The 10,885-nt window shown below is 53.6% G+C and carries 12 protein-coding genes; all 12 read left to right on the plus strand.

From position 1 onward, the window contains the following. Positions 1-8: 8 nt before the first annotated feature. The 12 genes from ACH0WD_RS18380 to ACH0WD_RS18435 all read left to right on the plus strand — a co-directional run bounded on the left by ACH0WD_RS18380 (position 9) and on the right by ACH0WD_RS18435 (position 10,433). Entirely contained in the window at positions 9-293 is a 285-nt protein-coding gene (locus ACH0WD_RS18380) for a hypothetical protein (protein WP_001027149.1), read from the plus strand. After that, on the plus strand, positions 290-673 hold the full coding sequence (locus ACH0WD_RS18385; protein ID WP_001075576.1) for a DUF5375 family protein: 384 nt from the start codon (positions 290-292) through the stop codon (positions 671-673). The genes ACH0WD_RS18380 and ACH0WD_RS18385 overlap by 4 nt, the downstream gene beginning before the upstream one ends. Further along, entirely contained in the window at positions 670-3,342 is a 2,673-nt protein-coding gene (locus ACH0WD_RS18390; RefSeq protein ID WP_000211874.1) for a TOPRIM and DUF927 domain-containing protein, read from the plus strand. The genes ACH0WD_RS18385 and ACH0WD_RS18390 overlap by 4 nt, the downstream gene beginning before the upstream one ends. 400 nt (positions 3,343-3,742) lie before the next feature. Then, complete coding sequence (locus ACH0WD_RS18395) at positions 3,743-4,504, plus strand: septation initiation protein (protein WP_001066192.1); 762 nt, start codon at positions 3,743-3,745, stop codon at positions 4,502-4,504. Continuing rightward, on the plus strand, positions 4,504-4,776 hold the full coding sequence (locus ACH0WD_RS18400) for an ogr/Delta-like zinc finger family protein (RefSeq protein ID WP_001185338.1): 273 nt from the start codon (positions 4,504-4,506) through the stop codon (positions 4,774-4,776). The genes ACH0WD_RS18395 and ACH0WD_RS18400 overlap by 1 nt, the downstream gene beginning before the upstream one ends. Before the next feature lie 376 nt (positions 4,777-5,152). Then, positions 5,153-5,464, plus strand: a complete 312-nt coding sequence (locus ACH0WD_RS18405; RefSeq protein ID WP_001292737.1) for a phage tail assembly protein — start codon at positions 5,153-5,155, stop codon at positions 5,462-5,464. Positions 5,465-5,478: 14 nt separating this feature from the next. Further along, positions 5,479-5,598, plus strand: coding sequence for a GpE family phage tail protein (locus ACH0WD_RS18410; RefSeq protein ID WP_001747644.1), 120 nt, complete (start codon positions 5,479-5,481; stop codon positions 5,596-5,598). Beyond that, positions 5,591-8,224, plus strand: a complete 2,634-nt coding sequence (locus ACH0WD_RS18415; protein ID WP_001280979.1) for a phage tail tape measure protein — start codon at positions 5,591-5,593, stop codon at positions 8,222-8,224. Before ACH0WD_RS18410 ends, ACH0WD_RS18415 begins: the two co-directional genes overlap by 8 nt. A 679-nt stretch (positions 8,225-8,903) precedes the next feature. Beyond that, on the plus strand, positions 8,904-9,449 hold the full coding sequence (locus tag ACH0WD_RS18420) for a DUF4942 domain-containing protein (protein ID WP_223149441.1): 546 nt from the start codon (positions 8,904-8,906) through the stop codon (positions 9,447-9,449). Positions 9,450-9,525: 76 nt separating this feature from the next. Continuing rightward, on the plus strand, positions 9,526-9,774 hold the full coding sequence (locus ACH0WD_RS18425) for a CopG family ribbon-helix-helix protein (protein ID WP_000254751.1): 249 nt from the start codon (positions 9,526-9,528) through the stop codon (positions 9,772-9,774). A 108-nt stretch (positions 9,775-9,882) separates the two neighbouring features. Then, entirely contained in the window at positions 9,883-10,122 is a 240-nt protein-coding gene (locus tag ACH0WD_RS18430; RefSeq protein ID WP_000016244.1) for a type II toxin-antitoxin system CcdA family antitoxin, read from the plus strand. Positions 10,123-10,124: 2 nt separating this feature from the next. Next, positions 10,125-10,433 carry a CcdB family protein gene (locus tag ACH0WD_RS18435; RefSeq protein WP_001199743.1) on the plus strand — a complete coding sequence of 103 codons (309 nt, stop codon included), beginning with the start codon at positions 10,125-10,127 and terminating at the stop codon, positions 10,431-10,433. Positions 10,434-10,885: the final 452 nt, after the last annotated feature.

Here is a 10,885-nt window from a genome sequence, read left to right on the forward strand (position 1 = left end):
AATCCACGATGAATATTTCAAACGGGCACAACGGTGCTCAGGGCCACGCTTTGCCTGAAAAACACAATAGCGGTGCTTTTGCGTATGGGTTGTCAGAGGACGGTTTCGGAAAGCTGGCTCGCGCCAGAAAGGCCTGCGACATGTTGCAGCTTCTCTTTTCTGAATACCCCTCGCAGGGCGGAACGCTGGATGCAGGATGTGCGCCAGGCATCGCCGCGCTGATGGAGTACCTGCGGTCAGATTTGACGGATATTGCGCACAGTTGCGAACTGATTGAAGGAGGCACCCAATGAACCAGCCGCAGGTTTCTATTTTTCCAGCAGAAATGACCACTGCGCTTTACCGGCGGGCTATTGCATCGGCCTGGCGCCAGAAAGCGCTGACCGAAACCGGCTGCGATCACTATGGTCCGCACAGTCTGACTGTTGAACGTATTGAAATGGCCATTGCCCTGCATATCGAGTGTGCACTGATTAACGAATATGGCGAAGCACAGGGAGCAGCGGCTGCACTGGCGCTGCTGACTGACATGCTGGAGCCATCATTGCTGACCGCGCCGCCGGTACTGACCGTGCGCGGCTGTGAAGTGATGGCGGAGCTGTACCGCACACTTCCGGCGGCATTTGATGACTTCTGCAGCTCGGGTGTATCGCTGTATCAGGGGGAAGTATGACAACACAGACGGTTACGCAGATTTCAGCCGCAGCGCGGGGGAAATGGCCCGTCATTCTGCAGATGCTGCGTATTGATGTACCTGAAAACGGCAGGCACGGTCCCTGCCCGAAATGTGGGGGCAAGGATCGCTTCCGCCTCGATGACCTCGACGGGCGCGGGACGTGGATTTGCAGCCAGTGCGGCAATGGTGATGGTCTGGATCTGGTTAAGCTCATAACCGGTTACGGCGTCAGAAAGGCAGCGCAGGAGGTGGCGCAGGTGCTTAATGTGCCGGATGTGCAGGAACTGCCCGTTAAGCCCGCCAGGCAAAAAGCCCCTAAACGCGATATGAGCCTTACCGTGGCGGCCCTGATGAAAGAGAGTCACACGGGAGAAAGCCCCTATCTGACCGGAAAAGGGTTCGCCGGATACCCGGCCTCCCTGACCGGGAGCGTGCAGCATATCAGCGGTAAGGATTTCCCTGCCGGTTCCCTGCTGTTACCGCTCACGACGAACGCCGGAGCCGTGACCGGTGCACAGCTTATCGCCCCGACGGGTGAAAAAAGCATACTGCCCGGCAGCACGATGAAAGGCGCGTTTGTGGCGCTCAGCCCGTTACCGTCTGAACCGCCGGTACAGGTGGTGATTACCGAAGGTTACGCCACGGCGCTGACGGTAAGCCAGCTCACCGCCGGATGCGTAGTGGCCGCCATATCTGCGGGCAACCTGCCCAACGTCGCACAGGCGCTGCGGGCACGCTGGCCTGAGGTAAAAATTATCATCGCCGGTGATAACGATTTTCAGGACGGGGGCGAGAATCCCGGCAGATCCTTTGCTGAACGGGCGGCAAAATCAGTCGGTGGCTGGGTGACGCTGCCACCGGGAGAAATTAAAGCTGACTGGAATGACTTCCACCGTGAGCACGGTATTACCCGTGCCCGTGAAGCCTTTCGTAACGGTCTTGTACTGTGCGGAGAAGGCCGCACGCAGCTGCCGCACGGGTTCCGACTTACCCAGGAATATCTCTGGTATGAAAAACAGGTACAGCGCAACGGTGAGACGGAGATCCAGAACGTCAAAATATGCAACCCGTTGCGCGTGACGGCAATCACCTGCGATGCCGATGGCGGTAATTTCGGGCGACTGCTGGAGTGGGAAGATACATGGGGAGAGCGCCGCCGCTGGGCGATGCCGATGGAAATGCTCAGTGGGAGCGGTGAGGAACTGCGCCGGGTACTGCTGGTTAACGGGCTGTCCTATATCAGCACCACCGGTGAGGCCCGCGCGCGCCTGATGGAATATATCTCGCTGTGTAAACCGGAACGCCGCGTGACCTGCGTCAGCCGCACGGGCTGGCATGGTCAGGTTTACGTCCTGCAGGATGAGGTCAGCGGTGAAGGTGCAGAGGGTGTCATTCTCCAGACCACTTCCGTGCAGGGGCGCGATTTCCGTGTGTCAGGTACAACGGAGGAATGGCGGGAGCACGTTTCCCGTTACTGCACCGGCAACTCCCGCGTGGCGTTTGCCGTCAGTCTGGCCTTTGCTGCCCCCCTGTTACGGCTGGTTGGTATGGACGGCGGCGGCTACCACCTCAAGGGGGAATCGACGGACGGTAAGACCACCACCATGAAAGCGGCAACCTCTGTCTGTGGCGGGCCTGATTACTGGCAGACGTGGCGGGCAACCGGCAACGCGCTGGAGGGATGCGCCAGCCGCCGCAACGATGCCGCCATGATGCTTGATGAGATCCGGGAGGTGGACGGACGCGAGGCAGGCAATATCGCCTACATGCTGGCAAACGGTCAGGGCAAGGGCCGTGCCGGTACGGACGGTGAGCTGCGCACCCGTAAGCAGTGGCGGCTGCTGTTCTTTTCAACCGGCGAGCTGTCACTGACTGAACATGCGGCAAAAGCCGGTGAGCGTACCTTTGCCGGGATGGAAGTCAGGATGATCCAGATCCCCAGCGATTCCGGGAAATTTGGCGTATTTGAGGAGCTGCACGGCTTCGACAGCGGCAAGGCTCTGGCGGAACATCTGGAGTGGGCCACGTCCAGCTACTACGGTTCGCCGTTCAGGGAGTGGCTGAAAGCCCTGACCGCTGACCTTAACGGGCTGACGGCACAGGCAAAGTCACTGATGAAGGAATATACAGCCGCCCTGACCCCGAAAGATGCGGGTAATCAGGTAGGCCGGGCTGTGAACCGCTTTGCACTGGTGGCGATGGCGGGCGAGCTGGCAACCCGGCTGGGTATCACCGGCTGGCCTGAGGGTGAAGCGCTGCGGGCAACCCGCGTCTGCCTGAACGCATGGCTGAAAGATCGCGGGCACACCGCCAATCAGGAAGATATTGCCGCACTGGAGCAGGTACGCAGCTTCTTTACCGCGAATCAGTACAGCCGCTTTGCTGACTGGCACGACGAGCGTAACCGCCCCGGCAATATGGTGGGCTGGCGCAGGGTGGAGAAAGGCAGTACCGCGCAGGGCACGGAGGCCGTCACCACGTTCTACGTCATGCCGTCCGGCTGGAAAGAAATCTGCCGGGGATTTGACCCGCGCAAGGTGGCGCGTCTGTGCGCGGATCGTGGATACCTGCTGCCCTCCACCGATGGCAAGCTGCAGACAACCATTCGCCCGCCAGAGATGAATCCCCGCAGACTCTATGTCTTCAACAGCGAGGTGCCGGGTTAAGGCTTTGCGTGAGTCTTATTTATTAAGGGTAACAGGTGAAACAGGTGGAACACCCGTATTTTACAAGGGCTAAACCTGTTTCACCTTCTGAAATAGTGAGGTGGAACAGGTGGAACGCCAGCCGATCCGCTGTTCCACCTTGTTACCTGCGATGTTCCACCTGTGATGTGCATATAAATGTTTTACAAAACAATGGTGTAACACCTGTTCCACCTGTTTCACCGCATCCGGGACATAAAGCAGGCTGAAACAGAGGCATTTTTATCTGGCTGGCTGTCATGGCCGCGTCTGAATAACCGCAAACGCCCGTTGTGCCAGCCACCACACACTGAGCGCCGATAGTGCGCTTGTGTCAGTCACGACACAATTGACGTAACGAACCAACCCGGCAGGAGAAGTCATGAACAACACCGCAGAGAATAACAACCTTTCCACTTTTCCGGCTGTAACGCAGCAGGCAATGGAAACCCTGAACACAGCCAGAAGCGCATGGCTTGAAGCACGTCGTCGGCAGAAAGCGGCAGCGGATAATATTGCAACTATCCGCCAGCGCCGTGCTGAAATGGAAGCCACGACGAACGCACTGAATGATGAGTGGCGCACGCTGTTTCGTGAAAGTCAGGGCGTAATCTCAAAGGAAATGAAAAAACTACGCACGGAAATTGCGCTGGGACGAGAAACGCTTGAGGATTTTGATGAGCTGCTGGCGGCTCAGGAGAGCGAAAATGCACTTTTGCCACAGGAGACTGCGGAATTAGCCGGAAAGTATATCCACGCGCACGAGGCACTTGTGGGTATTCGCGCAAAACAAATCTGGGAAGATTTTATGCAATCGCATGGTAAGGCTCTCATCCAGACATTGAGCCTGCTCAAATCTACAATGGGCCGCGAAGCCAGCGCAGTTGTCGGTGTGGTACATTCAGTTAATGACCCGGACACACTGCTGAAAGACTTTATTCACAAACATATCACCAAACCGGCTCTTGCTAACACTGCGATGCCGGAACAGGACCCTGTGTTTAAACTGGCGGGTGTTGCGCCGGATTATTCGGCTTGTATCGATTTAAGCAAAACCCCGTCACCGGCGGCCCTTCATAAAATGAAGATCCGTCATGAACGTGAAAAACAGCAGAAACGTAACCGTGATATGGAGAGTATCTGATGGCGCTTAAATGTCCCGAATGCGGCACTACGGCACACGCCAGAACCTCAGCCTATGAAGCACCATCGGTTAAACGCTCATGGTATCAGTGCCAGAATCTCGAATGTTCCTGCACATTTACTGCACTGGAAAGTGTGGATACGATAATTATGAAACCCCGGCGCAATGAACAGGAATCAGATGAACCGGAAAACCATGAAAAACAAAAGAAAACGCTCAATCGTTATGGCTCTGCATCAAAACTGTCAAACCGCCAGCAAATCCCTGTCTGATTAGAAAGAACGCCCACGCAATCCCGGTCCAGTACCGGGATTTTTTATACCTTTTTCCTGGCTGGCCTGAGAACGCATGAGTGCATGTCTATGCTGCATGAAAACGCATGAGTCTCATGCAGCATTTTTGACGCGAAAGCCCTTGTATGGCGGCTCCTGAGACGATTTACGAGGTGCATGAAAACCATTCTGTTAAGTGAAGCGGGCAGGCGGGCGGGGCTGCGCGCGCTGAGGGGGAAAAGACAGAACGCCAGCACAATGCCGGCGCAACCGCTGGCAAGAGGGTTGTATGGCGCATCTAACAATCACAGCGCCTCGCCGGGTTGTGTGAGTCCGGGCACACTGTCAGGACATTGACAACCAGAGAGTAAATATCATGAGTGAACTTCTTACTGAAAAAACGGAATCCATTGTCATTCTGGATACACCTGTGCAGCGTGGCGCAACTTCGATCCGGGAAGTCGTGCTGCGTAAACCTCAGTCTGGTGCGCTGCGGGGACTCCGACTGCAGGCCGTAATGGAAATGGATGTGGCCTCGATGATGACGATTATCCCCCGTATTTCCAGCCCGGAACTGACTCCGCAGGAAATGGCAGAGCTGGACCCGGCAGACCTGGCTTCCATGTCGCTGGAGGTGGTTCTTTTTTTGCTACCGAAGTCGGCAACATCAGCTTTCCAACCGGCCTGATGGTTGATGATTTGGTGGCGGATATCGCCACCATTTTTCACTGGTCGCCGTCCGTTACTGACGTTATGCCGTTGACCGAGGTGCTGGAATGGCGACACAAAGCTATCCTGAGAAACGGAGTCAGTGATGAGTGATAAAAACCTGCGTCTGCAGGTCGTGTTAAATGCGGTTGATAAACTCACCCGACCTTTAAAAGTGGCACAGGCTGGATCTAAGGAACTGACCTCTGCTGTCCGGCAGACCCGCGAGCAGCTTAAACGGCTCAACGATGCGGGAGGTCAGTTAAAATCCTTCGATCAGCTATCCCGGAGCCTGAGCCGGACCAGTACCGAACTGGACCAGGCGCGGCTGCGTGCGCAGATGATGACCCGCGAAATGTCAGCCCTCGAATCCCCCACCAAAAAGCAGACAGCGGCGCTTGAAACGCAATGGCGGGCCGTGTCGAGGCTGGAGCAAAAGCAGGAGCAGGAAACGCGGCAGATGGCGGCAGCCAGGGCGGAACTGTACCGCCTCGGCATCTCTGCGGGAGGCGGTGCCCGTGAAACGGCACGCATTACCCGTGAAACGGATCGCTATAACAAACAGCTGGCAGAGCAGGAGCGGCGCTTGCGTGACGTTGGCGAGCGCCAGCGCAAGCTGAATGCGATCAGGGCAAAAGCCGATAAGATGCGCGATGTGCGCAATAGCCTTGCCGGGAACGGCGCAGGAATGGTGGCTGCAGGTGTGGCAACGGGGGCAACGCTGATGGCACCCATTCGCGCCTACTCGGAATCAGAAAACGCCGCTAACCAGCTGGCAGGCTCGATGATGGGGCCTGGCGGAAAGGTTGCGCCGGAGTTTGAGAAGCTAAACAAGCTGGCAATCGCCCTGGGGGACCGGCTGCCCGGCACCACGGCAGACTTTCAAAACATGATGACCATGTTACGCCGCCAGGGTATGTCTGCGCAGGTCATCCTGGGAGGGCTGGGTGAGTCGGCGGCGTATCTCGGCGTGCAGCTGCAGATGGCCCCGACGGATGCGGCAGAGTTTGCCGCGAAACTGCAGGACGCCACGCAGACCACCGAAAAAGACATGATGAGCCTGATGGACGTGATCCAGCGGGGTTATTACGCGGGGGTTGATCCGGGAAATATGCTGCAGGGTTTTGCAAATATCAGCAGCGCTATGGACATTATCAAGCAGAAGGGCCTGGATGCTGCGAAAACATTTAGTCCACTTCTCGTCATGGCCGATCAGGCGGGGATGGCCGGAGAGTCAGCGGGTAATGCCTATCGTAAAATTTTTCAGGCCACGCTGGATGCCAAAAATATTAAGAGCGTAAACGACGGGCTGAAAGGAAAAGGTATCAGGTTTGATTTTTCCGACGGGAAAGGCGGATTTGGCGGCCTGGAAAAGATGTACGCGCAGTTAGAAAAGCTTGAAAAATTAAATGATGAAACAAAACTTGCAACGCAGAAAGCCCTGTTTGGTAACGATAACGAGGTGCTAAAAGCGCTGAATACCATGACGTCAAAAGGCATCGAGGGCTACCGTGAAACCGTCGCCAAACTGGAGAACCAGGCGACTCTGCGCGAGCGCGTCGATGCGTCTCTTAATACCCTGGGCAACAAATGGGAGGCGGCAACGGGGTCTTTTACTAATGCGATGGCAAGCATTGGGGAAACTGTCTCGCCAGTGCTTAAAACGCTATCTGACTGGCTGGGGAATCTGGCTTCCGGGCTGGATGGGTTGGTTAAACGGCACCCGCGGCTGACTGCTGCAATGTTTACAGTCGCTGCAGTATTCGCGGTTGCTGCGACAGCTGCGGGCGTGGTGTCACTGGCGCTGGCATCTATTCTGGGACCGATGGCCGTAGTGCGGGTAAGTGCAGGCATCCTCCAGCTTAAATTTGCTTCTGTGTTTGGTCTGGTCACAAAAGTTATTGGCGCAGCAGGCCAGGCTATCCTGTGGCTGGGCAGGCTGATGTTTGCTAACCCAATATTGGCGGTTATTGGCTTGATCGCTATGGGAGCCATTTATATCTGGCAGAACTGGGAAACACTGGGGCCAAAATTTAAAGCGATGTGGGATGCTATCTCATCGGGAGTGACTGGTGCATGGGCGGTTATTAAGCAGACCATCAGTCAGAAATGGACTGAAATACTGAGTGATGTTGCCGCGCTGCCCGCGAAGTTTAAAGCGGTGGGAGGCGCAATCATTGACGGCATCCTGAGCGGTATCAATGAGAAGTGGGAGACGCTCAAGAGCAAGCTGGCATCGGTGAAAAGCTATCTGCCGGACTGGATGACCGGTGGCGACAAATCACCGGGAACCCCACAGGCAAAAGGTGTGGGTGGATTTTTTGCCGGGATGTATGACAGCGGCGGATATATTCCGCGCGGGCAGTTTGGCATTGCTGGTGAGAATGGACCCGAGATCGTTAACGGGCCCGCATACATAACGAGCAGGAGACGAACAGCAGCCATTGCCGCTGCCACCTGGCTGACTCTGGGAGGGCTGGCACCGGAGACAGAGGCTAAACCACTCCACCCATACAGCCTGCCTGTCTCCGCATATAAGAGTCAGCAACAAAAGCCCGCTATAGCCACGCAGGCCCTGCCTGCGTCGATAGGGACAGTTGAAATCCATATTCACCAGCAACCAGGGCAAAGCCCGTCAGATGTGGCAGATGAAGTGATGAGACGTATTGAAGCAAAACAGAGAAAACTGGCAGCCCGTTCCCGCAGTAACTTTAGCGACCAGGGGGGATACGATGTATAGCGTTAACTGCTTAGTGAGTGCAGGAATCTGTTGAGGAAATGATTGTTTCGGTTAGGGTCCGTGCTGCGGATCCGAACCGAATCTTTCTCTATATCGTTATCAGTTCTTCTATGAAAGGTTGATTGAAATTTTGATGGGGGCACAAAAAGGGGCATAAATTAAAATTGCACTTTATTTTTTCAATTATTACATATGGTTGGTTTGTTTTTAGATTCCGGCCTTCGCACCAATAGCATGTAAATGGACCTCAACTGAGGTCTTTTTTTATGTCTAAAATCTGCGCTATACAAGGCCTTCCACGATTTTTCCTTCAACTGAAGTCAATCTAACTCAACCCACATCAACAAGCTTGTGAGTATACTAATGAGTATATTTTCCGATTCTATATTGCTTGTATACTCACGAGGTACCAATCGAAGGAGGTCCATCATGACCTAACGGATACTAAAGTTCGTTCTGCGAAACCTGAGGATAAAGAGTATTCACTTGTTGACGGTGACGGCATGTCCTTACTTGTAAAACCTAAATAGCTGCGCCAAATAGTAGATCACTTTGAGGGAACTCAGCCCGGATTGTGCGATCTGATCAATCGCCAAAAATCACAAATCACCAACCGGACTGAGCGATGCCGATCATAGCACCAATTCCCCGTGACGAACGACGCCTGATGTAGAAAGCTATCCATAAAACGCACGATAAAAATTATGCCCGCAGGCTGACTGCCATGCTGATGCTGCACCGGGGCGATCGCGTCAGCGACGTTGCCAGAACGCTCTGCTGTGCCCGTTCCTCCGTCGGTCGCTGGATTAACTGGTTCACGTTGTCGGGTATTGAAGGTCTGAAATCATTACCTGCCGGGCGTACCCGTCGCTGGCCGTTTGAGCATATCTGCACGCTGTTACGTGAGCTGGTAAAACACTCTCCCGGTGATTTTGGCTACCAGCGTTCCCGCTGGAGTACAGAACTTCTGGCAATAAAAATCAATGAGATAACCGGTTGCCAGTTACATGCCGGAACCGTTCGCCGCTGGTTGCCGTCTGCGGGGCTTGTGTGGCGAAGGGCCGCGCCAACTCTGCGTATCCGTGACCCGCATAAAGATGAAAAGATGTCTATTCGCTACTTCCAGAAGGGCAGCGGACATATCACGTTCAAGCGTCTGGATCTGATGGAGAAGATGAATGATATCGTGGCGAAACACTATCCGGGGATGTTGCCTGCGAAATAAGATGTGATGTTTTTATAGGCACCGCTATGCTAATCTTAATAGTAGTTATTAAGTGTTATTAAATGAGGTAATCCCTATGGTTTCTTCTGCTAAACAGACCATCAGCGCTCAGATTCCAGTTGAGTTGGCTCTTGCCGTTGAGAATCTGGCTGTAGAGCTGGATCGTTCAAAGAGCTGGGTCATAAAGGAAGCATTACTCTCCATGCTGGCTGAAAGAGAACGGCGTCATCAGAGCATCCAGGCCGGTCTTGCCGATGTGGATGCTGGTCGTGTGGTGAGTCATTCGGATATGGTAGATTTTGCCAACCGTTTAAAGGAAACCTGACAGGCAAAGATGTTGCTATCCGAGATAGTCGCCTCTCATTGCCATTTGCTTAAATACTCTCCATACTAGATACATGTGTTTATTACACGTGTAATTTCAGGAGGCTCTATGTCGGGTATGAGTGTACGACATAAAAAAACAGTCAGTGTCACGCTAGAACCTGCATTGCTTCAGCAAGCCCGTGATGCAGGTATTAATCTGTCTGCGGTGCTTACCGCTGCGCTGAAAGAGGAAATCAGTGCCACAGGCGTTGAACGCTGGAAAGCAGAAAATAGAGCGGGTTTGCAGGAGCTCAATCGTATTACTGATGAGCACGGCCTTTTATCGGACGATTACAGGACGTTTTAATCATGCAATACATGGTTTATCGCAATAAAGGAAACAGCAAGGCTTATCCTTATTTACTTGATGTGCAAAGCGATATTATTGATGAACTGCATACTCGCATGGTTATCCCATTGTTTCCTGTGAGCAGATTGGTAAATAACCCAGTTAAGCGCCTCACGCCCACTCTGAATGTGGAAGGTAATGACTATCTGGTGATGACTCACGAAATGGCGAGTATCAGGCTTTCGCAGATTGGTGATGAGGTGATGGACGTTCGTTCCCACAGGCAAACCATCAAAAATGCTCTCGATTTTATCTTTGATGGGTTCTGAATGGCTTGCAGGTCAAATGGAGAGTTGTTCACCGTTCTGGAGGGGACTTGACGCGCTTGAACCTGTGGAAGAAGATGAGGCGTGATTTTAAGTTAACTGCGTTTTCAGAGAATCGCGCATGAGTATACATGTGAGTATATATAGCGGTTCTCTTGTTTTGTAATCTTATTTACTTCAATAGGTTACGTCGAGAATCGCGGTGCGGCCTTCGCACCAAAAGCGATTGTGATAATCTGAAAACCTACAACAATCAGTACGTTGTACAATGAAGCTGGACGTTGACGGCAACTACAAAATGGCCGCATCTCCGGCTTTTTTTGTTTATATGACCCGTCCTGAATAGCGTTGACACGTTCCAGACTTAAATCCGGAGAACGTGATGATGACTGAGTTCAAACGCACCCAACGCGATTATCCTCTATCCTTTAAAATAGCCGTCGTTGAGCAGGTCG

Source organism: Salmonella sp. 2020_1395, from assembly GCF_043848115.1.
Lineage (GTDB): Bacteria > Pseudomonadota > Gammaproteobacteria > Enterobacterales > Enterobacteriaceae > Salmonella > Salmonella enterica.

Excerpts from the sequence above, each read along its gene's own strand:
- ACH0WD_RS18380 (WP_001027149.1), top strand. The coding sequence starts at position 9 with ATGAATATTTCAAACGGGCACAACGGTGCTCAGGGCCACGCTTTGCCT.
- ACH0WD_RS18385 (WP_001075576.1), top strand. The coding sequence starts at position 290 with ATGAACCAGCCGCAGGTTTCTATTTTTCCAGCAGAAATGACCACTGCG.
- ACH0WD_RS18390 (WP_000211874.1), top strand. The coding sequence starts at position 670 with ATGACAACACAGACGGTTACGCAGATTTCAGCCGCAGCGCGGGGGAAA.
- ACH0WD_RS18395 (WP_001066192.1), top strand. The coding sequence starts at position 3,743 with ATGAACAACACCGCAGAGAATAACAACCTTTCCACTTTTCCGGCTGTA.
- ACH0WD_RS18400 (WP_001185338.1), top strand. The coding sequence starts at position 4,504 with ATGGCGCTTAAATGTCCCGAATGCGGCACTACGGCACACGCCAGAACC.
- ACH0WD_RS18405 (WP_001292737.1), top strand. The coding sequence starts at position 5,153 with ATGAGTGAACTTCTTACTGAAAAAACGGAATCCATTGTCATTCTGGAT.
- ACH0WD_RS18415 (WP_001280979.1), top strand. The coding sequence starts at position 5,591 with ATGAGTGATAAAAACCTGCGTCTGCAGGTCGTGTTAAATGCGGTTGAT.
- ACH0WD_RS18425 (WP_000254751.1), top strand. The coding sequence starts at position 9,526 with ATGGTTTCTTCTGCTAAACAGACCATCAGCGCTCAGATTCCAGTTGAG.
- ACH0WD_RS18430 (WP_000016244.1), top strand. The coding sequence starts at position 9,883 with ATGTCGGGTATGAGTGTACGACATAAAAAAACAGTCAGTGTCACGCTA.
- ACH0WD_RS18435 (WP_001199743.1), top strand. The coding sequence starts at position 10,125 with ATGCAATACATGGTTTATCGCAATAAAGGAAACAGCAAGGCTTATCCT.